At 73.1% G+C, this 18,531-nt stretch carries 16 protein-coding genes; 12 read left to right on the top strand and 4 right to left on the bottom strand.

Annotation, left to right across the window (positions count from 1 at the left end; genetic code table 11):
• The first annotated feature begins 16 nt into the window (after window positions 1–16).
• From ACZ4WZ_RS01345 to ACZ4WZ_RS01335, 3 genes are all read left to right on the top strand, one after another.
• Window positions 17–2,248, top strand: a complete 2,232-nt coding sequence (locus tag ACZ4WZ_RS01345) for a xanthine dehydrogenase family protein molybdopterin-binding subunit (RefSeq protein ID WP_467883852.1) — start codon at window positions 17–19, stop codon at window positions 2,246–2,248.
• A gap of 18 nt (window positions 2,249–2,266) precedes the next feature.
• Window positions 2,267–2,722 (top strand): (2Fe-2S)-binding protein, encoded by a 456-nt coding sequence (locus ACZ4WZ_RS01340; RefSeq protein WP_467883851.1) that lies wholly within the window; start codon window positions 2,267–2,269, stop codon window positions 2,720–2,722.
• 186 nt (window positions 2,723–2,908) lie between these two features.
• Window positions 2,909–4,855, top strand: coding sequence for an APC family permease (locus ACZ4WZ_RS01335; protein WP_467883850.1), 1,947 nt, complete (start codon window positions 2,909–2,911; stop codon window positions 4,853–4,855).
• Here ACZ4WZ_RS01335 and ACZ4WZ_RS01330 read toward each other — a convergent pair.
• Window positions 4,767–6,026 (bottom strand): helix-turn-helix domain-containing protein, encoded by a 1,260-nt coding sequence (locus tag ACZ4WZ_RS01330; RefSeq protein ID WP_467883849.1) that lies wholly within the window; start codon window positions 6,024–6,026, stop codon window positions 4,767–4,769. The two genes, ACZ4WZ_RS01335 and ACZ4WZ_RS01330, sit on opposite strands and share 89 nt — an antisense overlap.
• Window positions 6,027–6,159: 133 nt before the next feature.
• On the opposite strand from ACZ4WZ_RS01330, the gene ACZ4WZ_RS01325 reads away from it, so the two are divergent.
• The 7 genes from ACZ4WZ_RS01325 (at window position 6,160) to ACZ4WZ_RS01295 (ending at window position 13,479) form a co-directional block, all read left to right on the top strand.
• Window positions 6,160–6,723, top strand: a complete 564-nt coding sequence (locus ACZ4WZ_RS01325; protein WP_388936469.1) for a TetR/AcrR family transcriptional regulator — start codon at window positions 6,160–6,162, stop codon at window positions 6,721–6,723.
• Window positions 6,724–6,956: 233 nt separating this feature from the next.
• Window positions 6,957–7,352, top strand: a complete 396-nt coding sequence (locus ACZ4WZ_RS01320; protein WP_467883848.1) for a hypothetical protein — start codon at window positions 6,957–6,959, stop codon at window positions 7,350–7,352.
• Complete coding sequence (locus ACZ4WZ_RS01315; protein ID WP_467883847.1) at window positions 7,349–8,125, top strand: transcriptional regulator; 777 nt, start codon at window positions 7,349–7,351, stop codon at window positions 8,123–8,125. Before ACZ4WZ_RS01320 ends, ACZ4WZ_RS01315 begins: the two co-directional genes overlap by 4 nt.
• A gap of 98 nt (window positions 8,126–8,223) precedes the next feature.
• On the top strand, window positions 8,224–8,673 hold the full coding sequence (locus ACZ4WZ_RS01310) for a roadblock/LC7 domain-containing protein (RefSeq protein WP_467884201.1): 450 nt from the start codon (window positions 8,224–8,226) through the stop codon (window positions 8,671–8,673).
• 86 nt (window positions 8,674–8,759) lie between these two features.
• Window positions 8,760–9,131 (top strand): hypothetical protein, encoded by a 372-nt coding sequence (locus tag ACZ4WZ_RS01305; RefSeq protein ID WP_467883846.1) that lies wholly within the window; start codon window positions 8,760–8,762, stop codon window positions 9,129–9,131.
• Window positions 9,132–9,315: 184 nt separating this feature from the next.
• Entirely contained in the window at window positions 9,316–12,879 is a 3,564-nt protein-coding gene (locus ACZ4WZ_RS01300; RefSeq protein ID WP_467883845.1) for a bifunctional glycosyltransferase/CDP-glycerol:glycerophosphate glycerophosphotransferase, read from the top strand.
• 117 nt (window positions 12,880–12,996) lie between these two features.
• Window positions 12,997–13,479, top strand: coding sequence for a VOC family protein (locus ACZ4WZ_RS01295; RefSeq protein WP_467883844.1), 483 nt, complete (start codon window positions 12,997–12,999; stop codon window positions 13,477–13,479).
• Between the two features lie 31 nt (window positions 13,480–13,510).
• On the opposite strand, the gene ACZ4WZ_RS01290 is transcribed toward ACZ4WZ_RS01295, so the two are convergent.
• Together ACZ4WZ_RS01290 and ACZ4WZ_RS01285 are read right to left on the bottom strand one after the other, a co-directional pair.
• The gene (locus ACZ4WZ_RS01290; protein ID WP_467883843.1) at window positions 13,511–14,638 is read right to left on the bottom strand and encodes an agmatine deiminase family protein; all 1,128 of its coding nucleotides are present in this window, start codon (window positions 14,636–14,638) and stop codon (window positions 13,511–13,513) included.
• 80 nt (window positions 14,639–14,718) lie between these two features.
• Window positions 14,719–16,260, bottom strand: coding sequence for an APC family permease (locus ACZ4WZ_RS01285; RefSeq protein ID WP_467883842.1), 1,542 nt, complete (start codon window positions 16,258–16,260; stop codon window positions 14,719–14,721).
• A gap of 176 nt (window positions 16,261–16,436) precedes the next feature.
• Here ACZ4WZ_RS01285 and ACZ4WZ_RS01280 point away from each other — a divergent pair, with 176 nt between their 5' ends.
• Complete coding sequence (locus ACZ4WZ_RS01280) at window positions 16,437–17,108, top strand: TetR/AcrR family transcriptional regulator (RefSeq protein ID WP_467883841.1); 672 nt, start codon at window positions 16,437–16,439, stop codon at window positions 17,106–17,108.
• A 30-nt stretch (window positions 17,109–17,138) separates the two neighbouring features.
• On the opposite strand, the gene ACZ4WZ_RS01275 is transcribed toward ACZ4WZ_RS01280, so the two are convergent.
• Window positions 17,139–17,861, bottom strand: a complete 723-nt coding sequence (locus tag ACZ4WZ_RS01275) for an SIR2 family NAD-dependent protein deacylase (RefSeq protein WP_467883840.1) — start codon at window positions 17,859–17,861, stop codon at window positions 17,139–17,141.
• 210 nt (window positions 17,862–18,071) lie between these two features.
• On the opposite strand from ACZ4WZ_RS01275, the gene ACZ4WZ_RS01270 reads away from it, so the two are divergent.
• Window positions 18,072–18,521, top strand: a complete 450-nt coding sequence (locus tag ACZ4WZ_RS01270; protein ID WP_467883839.1) for a hypothetical protein — start codon at window positions 18,072–18,074, stop codon at window positions 18,519–18,521.
• The last annotated feature ends 10 nt before the right edge of the window (window positions 18,522–18,531 follow it).

The following is an 18,531-nucleotide window of genomic DNA, read 5'->3' as shown; positions in this document are numbered from 1 at the left end:
GCGGGGACACGGCCGGATGAGCGAACAGAGCAGCGCGCCGAAGGGGCGGAGCCGACGCTCCTTCCTGACCCACCTGGTCGCGGCGCCCACGCTGGCCCTGGTCACCCGGGCCGGAGCCGACCTGCTCGCCCCCCGGACCGCGCACGCCGTGGTCCCGAGCCTGCCCGCCATCGCCGACATCGTCGACCTGGGCGACCTGTTCATCCTGGCCGGCGCCCCCACCTCCGCGCTGCTGGCGCTCGCCGTGGAGACGGACGGCACCGTCCGCTTCAGGCTGCCGCGCGAGGAGGTCGGCCAGGGCCTCACCACCGCCGTGGCCATGCTGGTCGCGGAGGAGCTGGACGCGCCGCTGGACACCGTCCGGGTGGAACTGGACGACGCCCGCCCCGAGTTGCTGTTCAACCAGCTCACCGGGTCCTCCAACTCGATCCGCTCGCTCTACGGGCCGGTCCGCCAGTGCGCCGCCACCGCCCGGGCCCGCCTGGTCGCGGCCGCCGCCGCGCGCTGGAGCCTCTCCGCCTCCGCGCTGACCGCCGCGAACGGCACCGTACGGGCCCCCGACGGCCGCACCGCGAGCTACGGCAGCCTCTCCGCCGAAGCCGCCTCCCCGAGCCTGCTCGTCCCGGGCGCCTCCCCGAAGCCGGCCGCGGAACACGCCCTCATCGGCACCCCGACCCGCCGGATCGACGCCCGCGCCATGGTGACCGGCGCCCAGAAGTACACCCTCGACCTCGACGTACCGGGCGCGAAGCCCTGCGTTGTGCGCCGGCCGCCCTCCGTCGGCGGCACCGTCCGGGCCGTCACCAACCTCGCCGCGGTCCGGGCCATGCCGGGCGTCCTGGACGTGGTGACCGTCAAGACCGGCGTCGCCGTCGTCGCCGAAACGTTCGGGCAGGCCCTCACCGCCAAGGCCGCCCTCACCGTCGACTGGGGACCCGGTCCGGCCGACCAGCTCTCGGACGCGCAGATCCGTACCAAGCTGAGGGCCGCCACCCCGCCGCTGCTCGTACCGCCGCTGCTCACCCCTTACGTGGACGCCGAGTTCGACTTCGCCTTCGTCAGCCACGCCCCGATGGAGACCAACTCGGCCGTCGCCGACGTCCGCGCCGACCGCGCCGAGATCTGGTCCGGGCTCAAGTCCCCGATCGTGGCCCGGCAGACCATCGCCGCCGAGCTCGGACTGCCGCTGGACAGGGTGCGGGTGCACGTGGTCCAGGCCGGCGGCTCCTTCGGCCGGCGGCTGTTCTTCGACGCCGCGCTGGAAGCCGCCCTGATCTCCCGGGCCTGCCGCCGCCCGGTCCGCCTGATGTGGACCCGCGTGGACGACACCCGGCACGGCCGTATGCGCCCCGCCACCCACCACCGGATCCGGGCCACCCACCTGCTCGGAGAGGTGCTCAGCTTCGAGCACCGGGTGGCCGCCGCCGAGACGGACTTCCGGCACGGACTCGGCGAGATCATCACCGCCACCGCCGCGAGCCTGCCCGCCGGCATCGGCAACGCCACCCTCGCCCAGACCCTGTTCCACACCACCGTCAAGTCCCCGTACCACTTCGGGCTCACCACCCAGGCCCTGACCGAGGTCCCCACCGGCATCCCGACCGGGTCCTGGCGGTCGGTGTACTCGGCCAACACCCGGGGCGCCGAGGAGATCGTGGTGGACGAACTGGCCGCGGCCACCGGCAAGGACCCGTACCGCTTCCGGCGCACCTTCCTGAAGACCGACGCCCAGCGCGCCGTGCTCGACAAGGCCGCCGCCGAGGGAGAGTGGGGCCGGGCCCTGCCGGCCGGCTGCGCGCAGGGCATCGCCTTCCACGAGGAGTACAAGTCGCGCACCGCGTGCCTCGTGGAGATCGACGCCCGCGACCGGGAACGCGTCCGCGTCACCAAGGCGGTGATCGCCGTCGACGTGGGCCTGCCCGTCAACCCGCGCGGACTGGAGGCCCAGATGATCGGCGGCCTCACCGACGCGATCTCCACCACCCTGCGGGCCGGACTGCACCTCGACAAGGGGCTTCCCCTGGAGGGCAGTTACAGCCAGTTCCACTGGGCGCAGCAGCGCGACACCCCCCGTGACGTACGGGTCTTCGTGCTTCCGGCCACCGGTGCCGAACCGGGCGGCGCGGGGGAGCTCGGGGTACCCGCCGCCGTGGGCGCCATCGCCAACGCCTGGGCCCGCGCCACCGGTTCCAAGCCCCGCAGCTTCCCCCTCGACTTCGACGTCGACTTCACCCCTTACCCGCGCTGACCGCTGGAGTACGCCGCCGTGCCTCTGCACACCTTCACCGTCAACGGCCGCAGCGTCACCGTCGACGCCCCGGACGACCTCCCCCTGTTGTGGGTGCTCCGCGACATGCTGGGCGTCACCGGCCCCAAGTACGGCTGCGGGGTGGACGTCTGCAAGGCCTGCACCAGCCACCTCGACGGCGCCGACGTCCGTCCGTGCGTGGTTCCCGTCTCGGCCTGCGCGGGCAGGCAGGTCACCACCATCGAGGGGCTGGCCGACGGCGACCGGCTGCACCCCGTACAGGAGGCATGGCTCGAGCAGGACGTCGCCCAGTGCGGCTTCTGCCAGCCGGGGCAGATCATGGCCGCCGTGGCGCTGCTCAAGCGGACCAGCGAGCCCACGGACGAGGACATCGACGCCATCGCCAACATCTGCCGCTGCGGGACCTACTTCCGCATCCGGGAGGCCATCAAGGCCGCGGCCGCCAGGATGTGACGGCCGGACCGCGCGGGCGCCAGGTCCGCCCCGGCTCCGGGGAGCCCGGCCGCCGCCGCCCCGTCAGCGGCGCGGAGCCCCCGCAGGACCGTCACTGGGCCGTTCGGCGCAGCGCTCCGCGCCGGGACACAGCCCCGTAGCACCTGTAACGCCTGATATCCGGCCGAAATGGATGACCATGCCGGAATGAGGCGAATCAATGCGAAACGCGTGCTGGTCGGTGAGCCGCTCGACTCCGCGCGCCTGGGCGAGACCCTGCTGCCCAAACGGCTCGCGCTGCCGATCTTCTGCAGCGACCCGCTCTCCTCCGTGGCCTACGCCACCGAGGAGATCCTGCTGATCCTCGCCCTCGGCGGAGTCGCCCTGCTCCACCTCGCCTGGTACGCGGCCGCCGCCATCGTCTTCCTGCTGGTGGTCGTCATCGCCTCCTACCGGCAGACCTGCCACGCCTACCCCGGTGGCGGGGGCGCCTACGTCGTCAGCCGCGAGAACCTCGGCCCGACCGCCGCCCTCACGGCCGCCAGTGCCCTGCTCGTCGACTACGTGATGACCGTCGCCGTCTCCGTCGTCTCCGGAGTCGCCGCCATCACCTCGGCGATCCCCGCCCTCAGCGACCACCGAGTGGTCCTGTCCGTCGGCTTCGTGGCGCTGCTGACGCTGATGAACCTGCGCGGCGTACGGGAGTCGGGGCGCGTCTTCGCCGTGCCCACCTACGGGTTCGTCCTCGTCGTCTACGTGATGTTCGCCGTCGCCGCCGTCCGGCTCGCCACCGGCGACACCATCCGGGCCGAGTCCGCCGACCTCCCGATCACCGCCGCCGGTACCTACACCGGCCTCGCCGTGGTGTTCCTCGCCCTGCGCGCCTTCGCCTCCGGCTGCACGGCCCTCACCGGCGTCGAGGCCATCAGCAACGGCGTCCCCGCCTTCCGGAAGCCCAAGGCCAGGAACGCCGCCACCACCCTGGCCGTCATGGGGGTGCTCTCCGTGACCATGTTCGCCGGGATCACCGCCCTCGCCATGACGTACCACGTGCACTCCGCCGCCGACCCCACCGAACTGGGCCTGCCCCCCGGGACCCCCATGTCCACGGCGCTCGCCCAGATCGGCCGCGCCACCTTCGGGAGCTGGCACTTCCTCTTCTACCTGCTCCAGGCCGTCACCGCCGGCGTGCTCGTCCTGGCGGCGAACACCGCCTTCAACGGCTTCCCGATGCTGGCCTCGATCCTCGCCAGGGACCGGTACGCGCCCCGGCAGCTCTTCCACCGCGGCGACCGGCTCGTCTACTCCAACGGCGTCGTCCTGCTGGCGCTCGCCGCGGTCGCGCTGATCGTCGCGTTCGACGCCGAACTCACCCGCCTCATCCAGCTCTACATCATCGGAGTCTTCGTCTCCTTCACCCTCTCCCAGTCCGGCATGGTCCGGCACTGGAGGCGCGAGCTCGCCTCCCCCGCCACGCCCCGGCCCGAGCGCGTCCACATCCACCGCCGCCTTGCCGTCAACGCCGTGGGCGCGGTCCTCACCGCCCTGGTCCTGGTCATCGTCCTGACCACCAAGTTCACGCACGGAGCCTGGCTGGTCGTCATCGCGATGCCCGCCCTCTTCCTCGGCATGAAGGGGGTGCGCCGCCACTACGACCAGGTCTCCCGCCAGGTGGCCGTCGCCCCGGGCGCCGAACCCCGCAGACCCTCCCGCCACCACGTCGTCGTCCTCGTCTCCCAAGTGCACGCCCCCACGCTCAAGGCCCTCGGCTACGCCCAGGGACTGCGGCCCGACACGCTCACCGCCCTCTCCGTCGCCGCCGACGAGGAGGACTCCCGGCGCCTGCGCGAGGCCTGGGCGGAACACGCCCCGGGGATCCCGCTCACGGTGCTGCACTCGCCCTACCGGGAGGTGGCCGGGCCGCTCATGGAGTACATCGAGGAAGCGGCGGCCGCCGAGGGGACGGACGCGCTGTCGGTGGTCATCCCCGAGTACGTCGTCGGGCACTGGTGGGAGCAGCCCCTGCACAACCAGAACGCGCTGCGGCTGAAGGCACGGCTGCTGTTCACCCCGGGGGTCGCGGTGATCGACGTGCCGTACCTGCTGGAGTCGGCCCGGCAGGAGCCGGAGGCCCCGGCGGTGCGGACGGAGTAGTCCCGGCGGGGGAGGGGCCCTGGGCCGCCGCCGCGTGGGCCAGGGCCAGTTCCACCACGTGCGCCGGGTCCGAGAGCGCGCGGCCGGTGAGCCGCTCCAGGCGGCGCAGCCGGTTGGAGACGGTGTTGCGGTGGCAGTACAGCCGCTGGGCGGCGTAGGTGGTCGAGCCCTGGCAGGCCAGCCAGGTACCCAGCGTGGTCAGCAGCACCCGGGCGTCCTCCGGCGGCAGCTCCAGCACGGGGCCCAGCACCACCTGCCGCAGCCGGGCGGCGAGTTCCGGATCGGCCGCCACCAGCGCCGCCGGGAGCCGCTCGTCCAGCAGGGCGGCACCGGGTGCGGCGGACGGCGGGGCGGTGCGCAGGGCGAGGGCCGCAAGCCGGCGGGCCCCGGCCAGTTCGGCCGGGGTCCCGACCACCGGGCTGACCCCGGCGCGGACGGCGAGCGGGGCGAGCAGACGGCGCAGGGACTCCAGCGGGTGGTGGCCCAGCTCGGCGAGGCCGGTCTCCCCGTCCGCCCGGATCCGCCACAGCAGGCGCGGGGAGTCCGGTCCCGCCTCCGGTCCGCCGTCGGGGCGGGCCGGGCCGCCCGCGCCGTCAGACCCGAGCACGACCACGGCGAACCGCCCCCGCTCCGGCAGCCCCAGCCGCGCGGCCGCCTCCGCCACCGGGCCCGAGCCGTCGAGCAGCGCGTCCAGCAGGGCGGCCCGGCGCTCCCGTTCGCGCTCGCCCCGCTCGGCCTCCGCCGGCCGGTACGCCTCCGAGGCGGCCTCCGTCATCTGGTCCAGTACGTCCCACAGCGCGCCCGCCGCGGGCAGCAACCGCGGCAGTGCCGCCGGGTCGTGAGCGGTCACCGCCTCGGTCAGGCTCTGCCACAGCAGCCGTCCGCCGTACCGGTAGGTGCGCCGCAGCGAGTCGAGCGGCAGCCCCCGACCGGCGCTCAGGGTTCCGGCGGTGCGGGCGCCGGACAGCTCGACGGGCAGCCCCCGGGAGCTGCGGACCAGGCCGTCGACGGCCTGGTGGAGGGTGTGGTGGATCCGCTCGCGCAGCTCGGCCCGCCCGGTCAGGGCGGCGTAGGCGGGATCCTCGGTCAGCGTCCGGTCGGTGAGCCGGTCCGCCGCGACGGCGATCCGGCGGCTCAGGTCCTCGCGTATCTCCTCGATGATCCGGTCCATGACGGGCAGGGTGGCACGGGGGAGGGGGCCGTGGGGAGGGCCCGGAGGCCGGTGGTCCGCTAGCGTGTGCTGAGTACTGTGGGCGCAGTGCTCACGAGTACGCGCCCAGCCGCCGCGACCCCCGGGAACCGTCATGCGCCAGAATCCGCAGCGCCGAGCCGCGCTCCTCGACGCCGCCATCGAGGTCCTGGCCCGCGAGGGCTCCCGTGGCCTGACCCTGCGTGCCGTGGACACCGAGGCCGGGGTGCCCACCGGAACGGCCTCCAACTACTTCGCCAACCGGGGCCAGCTGCTGGTGCAGATACTGCACCGCACCCGCGAGCGCCTCACCCCCGGCCCCGACGAGCTGGCCGGCCCCCTCGACACCAAGGTGCTGCTCGGCCGGCTGCTCGGGCGGATCCGCCGCGAGCGCAGCGTGCACACCGCCGTGCTGGAGCTGCGCCTGGAGGCCACCCGCAGGCCCGAACTCCAGGCGGAGCTCTCCGCGTTCCTCGCCGCCGAGCTGGAGGAGAACATCGCCTGGCACCTGGACGCGGGCCTGCCCGGGGACCGGGCGGGCGTGGTGCTGCTCTACCTCGCGATGCAGGGCCTGATCGTGGATGACCTCACCATCCCGGCCCTGCTCGAAGCCCACCCCGTCGACGACCTCCTCGGGGTGATGGTGGAGCGTCTGCTTCCGGAGCGCTCCGCGGGCTGAGCGGTGCGACCGGCCGGGCGGTGCGACCGGCCGGGCGGCCCCGTGCGGCGGGCCCCTGATTCACAGGCTTGATCAAAAACGGACGGGTTCCGGCCAAGCTGTCACGCCCCACCGCGCATGTTCCAGCGGAAAATGCCAGAACCCCCTTTCACACGGTGGAACTTGAGTAAGTTCCCTTCTGTCACGCCGTACGACCGTGCGATCAGCACGTCCGGCCGGGAGGGGAGCCCGCGGTGCCTGGGATCGACGAATGCCTGCTCGAAGCCATGGCCCTGCCCGGTGCGCGGGGCGCCGCGCTGGTCGACTGGAGCAGCGGGCTGGCCCTCGGCACCGCCGGTGACTCGCCCGTCGGCGACCATGAGACCACAGCAGCCGAGACCGCGGAACTGGCCCGCGCGGCGGCCGAGTACGAGTCCTTCGCGCCCGCGCCGGACGGCGCGGGCGCCCCCGGCCCGCCCGTAGAGGACCTGATCGTCACCACGCGCACCGGCTACCACGTGCTGCGCTTCGTCGAGACGAGCTTCGACAGCAGCGTCTTCCTGCACCTGTGGCTCGACCGCACCGACGGCAACCTCGCCCTCGCCCGGCACCGACTCCGCGCCCTCGCCGAAGGACTGGTCCTGAGATGACCACCGCCACCGCCGTCTCCCCGCTGCTCACGCGGCTCGCCGCCGAGCGCGCCACCGGCGCCCTGCTGCGCGACCGGGGCACCCTCTTCCTGGAGGACGGCCGCATCGTACACGCCGAGAGCCCCGCCACCCCGGGTCTCGACGTCCTGCTCACCACCGGCGGGGGTCTGGCTCCCGAGCGCTGGACCGAGGCCGTGAACGAGGCCGGTGCCCGCTGCCAGGTGGGCCGCTTCCTCGTCGACAACGGCCGGCTGGCCGGGGGCGAACTGGAGATCTGCCACCTCGCGGCGATCTTCGACGCGGCCTTCTTCGCGCTCTCCCCGGGCAGCGGCCCCTCGCGGTTCCGCCGCGGCGCCACCCACTGGATCGGCCCGGTCCGCTCCGTTCCGGCTGCCGCCGTGGAACGGGAAACCGCCCGCCGCCGCGAACTGCTGGACGCGGTGTGGCCCTACCCCCTGCTCGACGTCTCCCCGGTGGTGCCCAGGGCGGCCGCCCCGGGGCAGACCGTCACCGCCCGGCAAAGGCTCCTGCTCGAACAGGCGGACGGCGTCCGGACCCCCGCCGACCTCGCGTGGGTGCTGGGCCGGCCCGCCTTCCACACCCTGCTCGACATACGAAGACTCGCGGCCGCGGGCCTCGTCGAGACCCCGCACGCCACGGCGCCGCCCGCCGCGCCGGCCCCCGGACCCCTGCCCGACTGGATGACCCAGGCCCACCCCCCGGACGTGGCACTGCTCCGCCGGTTACGCGACGCACTGGAGGCAAGCCTGTGAGGCTCCCGCTGCGACCGGTCCTGCGAGCCGACCGCTCCGAGCGCAGGCAGTCCGAGGAGAGGCGCCCCGGAGAGAGGAAGGCCGACATGACCCCACCGATGCTGCCCGCCGGGGCCGAAGCCGACGTACTCGCCGAGCTCCGGCGGCTGCGGGCCCGCGTACCCCAGCTCACCGGGGTGCTCGCAGCCAGCGCCGACGGCCTGGTGCTCGCCCAGGAGAGCGCCGCGGCCGAGGCCGAGTCCCTCGCGGCGCTGACCGCGGCCGCCCTCGGTGTGGCCCAGCGGCTCAGCGACTGCACCGGGCAGGGCGGCTTCCGGGAGCTGCTCGTGCGCGGTGAGCACGGGTACGTCGCCACCTACGCCGCGGGGGACTCGGCCGTCCTCACCCTGATCGCGGAGCCGCGCGTCAACGTGGGCCGTCTCCACCTGGAGGCCCGCCGCTCCACCCTGCGCATCACCGAACTCATGGACCACAGCCTCGGCCGGCGCGGCCCCGAGGCGCCGCCCGCGGGAGCCGTCCCCTCGGAGCGCGCCCCGGAGCACCCCTGACCTTCTCGAGAGCACACGAGTAAGACGCGAAAGCGAATCCCCCGGCCCGTCTCGGTGCGGGCGACTGCAGAAAGAGGAAGAATCCCATGATCAATGTGGAGACCGCTCTCAAGGAAGCCGCCGGCATCGAGGGCACCCTCGGCGCGGCCCTCGTCGACTACGGCAGCGGCATGCCCCTGGGTACCGTCGGCGGGAGCAAGGACCTGGACCTGGCGGTGGCCGCCGCGGGCAACACGGACGTGGTCCGGGCCAAGGTCCGCACGATGGAGATGCTCGGCCTCAAGGACGAGATCGAGGACATCCTGATCACGCTCGGCAACCAGTACCACCTGATCAGGCTGCTGAAGGGACGGGCCGGCGAGGGCTTCTTCCTGTACCTCGCCCTCGACCGCGGCCGGGCCAATCTGGCCATGGCCCGGCTGCAGCTGAAGAAGATCGAAGCCGATCTGGACATCTGACGGAGGCCTCGGGACCGTGACGGCGCGGTGGCGGGCGGCGGAATTCTTTGCCGTCCGCCCCGGCGGACCTGGGGATATGTCCGGGATGGGCGGACTTTATCATCCTGTTACAGAGTAAGATGCTGTAATCAGCTGATCTTCGAGCCCGTCGATAAAGCCAAAAACGCTGGAGAACCCGTCACCCATGCCCCCGCGCCTGAGCATCGTCGTACCCGTCTACAACGTCGAGCTCTATCTCGACGAGTGCCTGGAATCCATAGCAGCTCAGACGTTCGCCGACTTCGAGGTCGTGATCGTCGATGACGGGTCCACCGACACCAGTGCGGTGATCGCCAAGGCCTTCGCTGAGCGTGACAAACGGTTCCGGGTGGTCCTCCAGGAGAACGCCGGCCTCGGTGCCGCGCGGAACGTGGGCTTCCGGCACGCGACGGCGGGCAGCGAGTACATAGCCTTCGTCGACAGCGACGACACCATGCCGCCGTACGCCTACCAGCGGATGATCGACTCCCTGGACGAGACCGGCTCCGACTTCGCGGCCGGCAACGTCACCCGTTTCCGCTCCGTCGGCATGCAGCAGTCCTGGGGTCACCGCGTCGCATTCGCGAACGACCGGCCCAAGACCCACATCTCGAAGTTCCCGCCGCTGGTCACCGACCGCACCGCGTGGAACAAGGTGTACCGCCGCAGCTTCTGGGAGGAGCACGGCTTCCAGTACCCGGAAGGCATCCTCTACGAGGACGCCCCGGTCAGCATCCCCGCGCACTACTTCGCCGAGAGCGTCGACGTCATCAGCGACGTCGTCTACCACTGGCGGGTCCGTGAGACCGGCGAGCGCTCCATCACCCAGCGCTCCACCGACCCGGTCTCCGTCATCGACCGCGTCACCTCGGTACGGCTGGTCCGCGAGGCCCTGCTCGCCAAGCCGGGCGAGAAGTACGCCCGCTACCTGCGCGAGTACGACCACAACGTGCTCAGCGAGGAACTGCCCCTCATCTACAAGTACGTCGGCGAGGGCGGCCCCGACTTCCGCGCCGCCTTCGTCAAGGAGGTCGGCGGCCTCATCCGGGAGATCGGCACCGGCCCCTGGAACGACCTGACGGTCGCGGACCGGCTCAAGGCCTACCTGGCCCGCGAGGGCCGCGTCGAGGAGTTCATCGCCCTCACGCACCACCAGCGCGACTACAGCTACAGCGTGCCGGTCAAGGGACTGGCCCGCCCGCAGGCCGACTACCCCTTCCTCAAGGCGCCGGTGCCCCCCAAGCTGCTGACGCTCGGCCCGCGCGAGCGCCGCGTCGTGAGCCGCCTCGAGCAGGCGGCCTGGAGCGACGGCAAGCTGCTGCTGCGCGGCTACGCCGTGCCCGGGCACCTGGGAGCCGAGAGCCGCCTCGGCTCGCGCAAGATGCTGGTCTTCCGCGAGCAGGGCAAGCGCCGCCGCACCGTCGTCGGCGCCCGCACCGTCGCCTCCCCGATGGCCACCGTGAACACCCCGCACCTCGCCCTGCGGCACGCCGACTGGGCCGGCTTCACCGCCGTCGTCGACCCCACCGCCTTCCAGTCGGGCGGCAAGTGGCACGAGGGCGTATGGACCACCTCCATCGCCGTCACCGGGGCCGGAGGCCTGCACCGGGCCCGCCTCAGGGGCGGCGAGCACGACAGCGGAATGACCCCGCCCGCCCACTGGGCCACCCCCGACGTCCGCATCCTGCCGACCGTCGCGGGCGCCCTCACCATCCGCGTCGAGATCGTCCGGGCCCGCGTCCTTGACGTCCGCCGCCACGACGAGGACCTCGAACTCGTCGGCGAGCTCGCCGCCGAGGTCGGTGCCGGCGCCACCCTGCACGCCCAGCACGCCCTGACCGGTACGTCCTTCAGCGTCCCGCTGACCACCGGCGCCACCACCGCCGGCGGCCGGACCGCCTTCACCGCGGTCGTCCCGCTCGCCGAGCTGGCAGCCGTGCCGGCCGCCGAGACGCAGCCCGGCGGCTGGAGCCCCGAGCCGTGGAACCTCACCGTGGTCCGCGCCGACGGCACCAGCCACCCCCTGGCCCACGACGAGCGCGGCGGCTTCGCCGGGCTCGCCGTACCGCTCCCCGGCACCGCCGGAGAGCGCGCCGTCTTCGCCAAGCGCGGGATCAGCGGAGAGCTCGTCCTCTCCGTCCAGCCCAGCCCGCCGCTGGTCGACGCCGTCACCGCCCGCGACGGCACCCTGACCCTGAGCGGCACCTTCGTCGCTCCGGACGCCGGCGCGGACGAAGCGTACGAACTGGTCTTCCACGACCAGCACGGCACGGAGTTCTGCTACCCCGTCACCCGTGACGGCGACCGCTTCGAGGCCTCCTTCGAGCCCGTGCTGCCCGAGCCCTACGCCGGCCGCACCACCATCCCGCAGGGCCGCTGGTGGCCCACCCTGCGCCCGATCGCGCAGGGCGGCACCACCGCGGGCCTCCTCGGCGTCGACCGCGGTGCCCCCGTCCAGCTGATCGCGCCCGCTCTGGGCTCCGGCCCGCACGCCGTCACGGTCCTGGGCCGCCGGATGCGGATCGAAGCACGCCTGCGCGACCGCATGGTCCTGGTCTGCGACCCGCTGCTGAGCCCGCGCGACCGCTCCCGCCACGCCCAGCGCATCGCCCGCGACGAGACCTACCCGGCCCAGCGCCGGCTGCCGGTCAAGGACATGGTCGTCTACGACACCTTCCAGGGCCACGCCGCCGGCGACTCCCCCCGCGCCATCCACGAGGAACTGCTGCGCCGGGGCGAGAAGCTGGAGCACATCTGGCTGGTCCGCGACGGCCGGGCCGAGGTCCCGCCGACCGCGCGCGCCGTCCAGTACGACAGCCTGGAGGCCTGGGAGGTGCTGGCCCGCGCCCGGTACTACGTCGTCAACGACAGCGTGCCGTCGCACTTCACGCGCCGCCCCGGCCAGACCGTCGTACAGACCTGGCACGGCACTCCGATCAAGCAGATCGGCTACGACTACACGCACGACTACTACACCAGCCCCGAGGTGCTGGAGGGCCTGGAGCACGACAGCGCCCAGTGGACGCTGCTCGCCTCCCCGAGCTCCTACGCCACCTCCGTCCTCAAGCGGGCCCTCGGCTACCAGGGCGAGGTCGTCGAGTTCGGCAGCCCGCGCACGGACGCCCTCGTGCGCCCGGACGCCGAGCGGATCGCGGAGGTCCGGCGGCGCCTCGGCCTGCCGGAGGGCAAGAAGGTCGTCCTGTACATGCCCACCTGGCGCGAGAACCGCGAGGGCTTCAGCGGCGGCTACAAGCTCGACCTGCGCATCGACCTGGACGCGGCACGCCGTGAGCTGGGCGAGGACCACGTCCTGCTGGTCCGCGGCCACTACCGGGTGAACGAGCAGCTCCGCGACGGGGTGCGCGACGGCTTCGCCGTCGACGTCTCGCGCTGGCCCGACACCACGGACCTGCTGCTGGTCGCCGACGTCCTGATCTCGGACTACTCCTCCGCGCTCTTCGACTTCGCGCTGACCGACCGCCCGATCCTGCTGTTCACGTACGACCTCGAGCACTACCGCGACACCCTGCGCGGCTTCACCTTCGACCTGGAGGAGAAGGCCCCCGGCCCGCTGCTTGCGGACTCGGCGAGCCTGATCGAGGCCGTGCGCGACGCCGACGCGGTGGGCGCCGAGTACGCCGCCGCGCGGGCCGCCTTCCGCGCCGAGTTCTGCGACCTCGACGACGGCCGCGCCGCCGAGCGGGTCGTCGACCGCATGCTGGAGATGTAGCCCGCACGGGTGAACGTACGGACCGGTCCCGCGCCCACGATGAATTTCGGGCGCGGGACCGGTCTGTATGTGAGGGACGGCGTTCCCGCCCCCTCACCCACCCGTCCGGAGGCAGTCATGACCACCCAGGGCTTCACCACGTGTCTGTGGTTCGACGGCGAGGCGGAGGCCGCCGCCGACTACTACCTCTCCGTCTTCAAGGGCGGCCGGATCCTGCGGACCTCCCGCTACACCGAGGCGGGCCCGGGGCCCGCCGGTTCGGTGCTGGTCGTCGAGTTCGAGATCAACGGCCAGAAGTTCGTCGCGCTCAACGGCGGCCCCGAGTTCCACTTCAGTGAGGCGGTCTCCTTCCAGATCCACTGCTCCGACGAAGCGGAAGCGGACTACTACTACGACGCGCTGACCAGTGACGGCGGCCGGGAATCCGCATGCGGCTGGGTCAAGGACCGGTTCGGAGTCTCCTGGCAGGTCGTCCCGCCCGGCGCCATCGAGCTGCTGGACGACGAGGACCGGGACCGTGCCGCCCGCGCCACGGCCGCCATGCTGCGGATGCAGAAGCTGGACGTGGCCGAGATGCGCAGGGCGGCCGACGCGGGTTAGGGGGCGTCCCGGCGGAGGTGCCGGGCGGCGGTCAGCGTACGCGTGGGACGTGCTGTGTCACGCAATGGACGCCGCCGCCGCCCCAGGCCAGGTTGCGGGCCGGGGCGCCGACCACCTGGCGGCCCGGGAAGAGCGTGGCGAACTGCGCGAGCGCCAGGGCGTCCGCCGGTTCGCCCGCGGTCGGTACCACGACGTTCCCGCTGGTCTCGTAGTAGTTGGTGTAGCTGAACGTCCGCACCATCAGCCCGTTGTGCCGGAAGTGCGGCTGGTGGTGCAGCTCCACCAGCTGGAACGGCCGCCCGCGCGCGTCCGTCGCGGCGTCCAGCAATGCCTTGTTGGCCGCCATCCGGTCGTGGTTGGGGCTGGCGATGTCCGGCTGGGTGTGCAGCAGCAGCCTGGCGGGCCCGAGGTAGGCGGCGACGAGGTCGACGTGTCCGTTGGTGATGTCGTCGCCGGCCAGGCCGTACGGCAGCCAGATCACCTTGCTCGCACCGTACGAGGCCAGCAGCGCGGCCTCGATCTGCGCGCGGGTCATTCCCGGGTTGCGGTTGGGGTGGAGCAGGCACTCCTCGGTGGTGATCAGGGTGCCCTGGCCGTCGGTGATGACGGACCCGCCCTCCAGGACCATGTCGACGGGCTGCCGGGGGACGCCCAGGTACGAGCAGACGCCGACGGGCAGGAAGTCGTCCTTGTCGTACGGGTACTTCTCGCCCCAGCCGTTGAAGCGGAAGTCGAGGCCGGCCGAGCGGGTCCGCGCGTCGTTGACCGTGAAGACGGGGCCGGTGTCGCGGGCCCAGCAGTCGTTGACGGGGTACTCGGTCACCGTGACCGAGCTGCCGCAGCGCGCCCGCGCCTGGGCCCCCTGCCCGGGTTCGGCGACCATCACGACCGGTTCGAAGCGGGCGACGGCCCGGGCGATGCCGGCGACCTCGTCCTGGACGTCGCCGAGCAGTGCGCCCCATCCGGCCGTCCGGTCCCAGGGCCAGGCCATGACGCAGGCGGAGTGGGGCTCCCATTCGGCGGGAGCGTGGTGGAGTTCGTCGCCCTTGGTCTGCGCGTCCGCGGCGAAGGCGGGGGCCGGACCGGCGAGGAGGGGGTGGGCGGCGGCCGCGAGGGCGGCGGCGCCGAATCCGCGCCGGCTCATGCGTGGCAGGTGCATGACATATCTCCTTGTGCTGTCGGGGAGTTCGCGGGGCCGGGCGGGTGTCCGGTGGCGGTCCGCAGGACACCCGCCGCGGGTCAGGAGGTTTCGCCGGCGAGTTCGCCGACGGGAGCGCCCGTCGCCCGCTCCTCGCGCGCCCGGGCCGCCCGCAGCGTGTCCTGCGGCTTCTTGACGGCGAGGTAGACGAGGCCGGCGGTGATGACCGCGCCGGTGCCGAGCAGCCCGGCCCAGATCTGGTACCAGGGAGCTCCGGGCGGGGCCAGGATCGCCCGTGGCCAGCAGACGTTGGCCACCTCGAAGGCGGTCCAGAGGACGGCCAGGACGTTGAGGAAGGTGCCCTTGCGCCCGAGCCGGACGTGCCCCGACGGGACCCACGTACCGCGCAGCCGGGCGATCAGCGCGGCCAGGCTGACCAGGAAGAACGGCAGGAAGGTGGCCGCCGTGCCGAAGGCGATCAGGCTGCCGATGGCGGTGGCGTTCAGGCCGAGCAGCAGACCGGTGCAGCTGACCAGGGTGGAGGCGATCAGGCCGCCGATGGGGGCCCGGCGCCGGTTGACCCTGCGGACCTGGCGGGAGAAGGGGAACACCCCGTCCCGCGCCAGCGAGTACACCCCGCGGGCGGCGCCGCCCTGGGAGGCCATGGCGCAGGCGAGGAAGCCGATCAGGACCACCGCCACGAAGGGCTTGTCGGACCAGGAGCCGAAGGCGGTGACCACGGCGGTGGTCACCGGGTCGAGGTCCTCGCCGGCGACGACGGCCCGCGGGTCCGGGTGCGCCAGCGCGACCGCCATCGCGTTGAGGACGACGACCAGCCCGACGCTGAGCAGCGCCCACCACATGGCCCGCGGCACCTGGCGCCCGGCGTCCTTGGTCTCCTCGGCGGTCGAGACGCAGGCGTCGAACCCGATGAAGCCCCACCCGGCGACGGCGAGGACGGCCAGGAAGGCCATCGGGGCCGATCCACCGGACAGCGCTTCGGCGCCGAGGGTCTGCGCGAACACCGCGAAACCGTGCTCGCGGAAGAACAGCAGCAGGGCGAAGCCGACCAGCACGGAGGCGATGGCCTCGGCGGCGATGCCCAGCGAGACGAACCAGCTCAGGATCCGGATCCCGTAGGCGTTGACCAGCATGCAGGCCACCAGGATCCCGGCGGCGACGGCGACCAGGGCGCCCGGCGAGGGCACGACCCCGATGAGGGCGAAGACCCAGGGGGCCGCCAGGTACGCCACGGTGGTGTTGCCGAACATCACCGCGAACTGCCACACCCAGCCGCTCATCCAGCCGAACGACGGGCCGAGCAGCCGGCGGCCCCACTGGTAGGGGCCGCCGGCCAGCGGCCACTGCGAGGCCAGCTCTGAGTAGACGTTGACCACCAGGCACTGGCCGAGCAGGACGATCGGCAGCGCCCACACCCAGGCGGGCCCGGCGATCATCGTGCCGACCATCGAGACGGCGTAGAGGGCGACCACGGGCGAGACCACGGCGAAGCCCATGGCGATGTTCCCGAGGACCCCGAGGCTGCGGTGCAGCTCCTGCTGGTAGCCCAGGTCGCCCAAGCGGGCGGCGTCGGTGTCCGGCGGGGCGTCCCGGCCGGGGGCGAGGGGGGAAAGGTCTGGCATGCGCACCTCTGGAGGAGGGGGAACGCGGGCGGCCGCACCCGGGCGGGCCCGGAGCGCTCCGGAACGTAAATCTAACGGCGTTAGGTATCGGGAATGCGGGGACCTTAACCCGGCCCGAACCTCTTGGGAACCCCTCCCTACGGGTAACCTGGCGGCGGAAAACGAGGGGGATCACCGTGGGCCGACCCAACCAGCCGCTGCTCAACCGCGGGATCATCGCGCGCGCGGCCCTCGAACTCCTCGACGAGGAAGGCCCCCAGGCCCTGAAGATGCGCACCCTCGCCGACCGCCTCGGCGTGCGCGGGGCCTCGCTCTACCACCACGTCGCCTCCAAGGACGACGTGCTCGACGCGGTCTCGGAACTGATCAACGAGGAGATCGACCTGAGCCCGCTGGACGACCCGCGGTGGCGCGAGGGGATCGCCGCCTACGCCCGCGGCTACCGGCAGGTCTACCTCCGCCACCCGAACGCCATCGCCCCGGCGGCCCGGCGCCAGGTCGAGGCCGACAAGGCGCTGCGCGGCTACGACGCCCTGCTCGCCGCGCTCGTCCGGGCGGGCTGCACCCCGGCCAGGGCGGCCGAGGCGGCCGCCGCCGTCGACTACCTGGTCCTCGGCTCGGCGCTGGAAACCTTCACGGCGGGATTCAGCCGTACCCCCGCCGACTACCGCCCCGACTACCCGGCACTGGCCGACGCGCTCACCGGTGCGGCCGGCACGGGCTCCGGCCTGGACGCGCTCGACGACCGCGGCTTCGAGCTGGGCCTCGGCCTCCTCCTGGACGGCCTCGCCGCCCAGCTGTCCCCGGCCCAGCCCGGCCGGGCGCGGACCGTCTCGCCCGGCGCCTGACCCGCTTCACCGGGCCCCGGCCCGGGCGGGTTACGCGAACCGGGCCAGGAGGGCCGGGAGGGCGGTGCCGATCGGCTCGCGGATCAGCTCGTCGGCCAGCGCGTCGTACGGAGTCTCCTCCGCGTTGACGATGATCAGGCGCGCCCCCGCCTCGGCCGCCATGCCGGCGAGCGAGGCGGCCGGCTGGACCTGGAGGGTGGTCCCTGCGGCGATGAAGACCTGGCACCCCTTGGCCACGGCCACCGCCCGCGCGAGCACCTCGGGGTCGAGACGCTCGCCGAACATCACCGTCGCCGCCTTCAGGATCCCGCCGCAGGCGGGACAGGCGGGATCCGGCTCCCCGCCGGCCACCCGGGCCAGCGCCTCCGCCATGCCCGACCGGGCGTGGCAGCGGGTGCAGACCACCTGCCTCGCCGTCCCGTGCAGCTCGAACACCTTCCGCGCCGGCATCCCGGCGAGCTGGTGCAGACCGTCCACGTTCTGCGTGATCACCCGCACCGGGGTGCCGGAGCGCTCCAGCTCGGCCACCGCCAGGTGCGCCGCGTTCGGCTGCGGCTCGAGAGCCCAGAGCTCGGAGCGCATGAGCCAGGACCGGCGGCGGATCTCCGGATCGGCCATGTAGTACCCGTACGTGACGAGCTTCTCGGCCTCCGGATCGCGCCGCCACAGGCCTTGCGGCCCCCGGTAGTCCGGAATCCCGGAATCGGTCGACATCCCGGCCCCACTGAACACTGCGACGAGCGGCTTCCCCATGGGCCGACCCTAGACAGAACCCGCACGCCCCTGCGACCGGATTAAGCCCCGCCGCTCGGCCGCTGCCGCCCCTGGTCCCGTCGGCGCTGCCTCCCCGGGGCCGGTCGGCGCATGAGGAGGGTCGTTTCTGCGGTGAATCTCCACGTCCACCGGAGTGAGCCCGCGCCGCGCCCCTGCCGACTGGCGCGGGCGGGCGGCTACAAACCGGACATGACGCTCATCCCGTACCGCCCGGGCGCCGTGCTGCTCGCACTGTCCGCCTCCCTGTTCCCCCTGATCGCGTCGTCGGTTCCGGCGGCCGCCCTCGCCGACCCCGTGCCCCGCTGGTCCCGCCAGCACCATCACACCCCCGAGGAGATCACGAGCTTCCTCACCGCCTTCTACGGGGACCACGGTCCCTCCGCGAGGGACCGCAGCCAGCGGGTCTCGCAGCAGCTGAAGGAGAAGCAGGCCCACAGCCCGGACGCCGACGTCGTGCTCTGCGCCCGGGGCGTCCCCCAGAACATCGGCATCGGCCCGGCCACGGTCGCCCATACCGCCGGAGTCGGCTGGGCCACCGTCACCACCACCTGGGACTCCGGCTTCACCGACACCTTCACCGCGTACGTCCGCCTCGACTCCCGGCCGATCGTGCTCGACGACGTGATCTGCGCGGGCTGATCACTATCGT

The organism is Streptomyces sp. NPDC029122 (assembly GCF_055569445.1).
The sequence above is the reverse complement of the archived record's forward strand: the minus strand, read 5'-3'. Positions and strand labels throughout refer to the sequence as shown.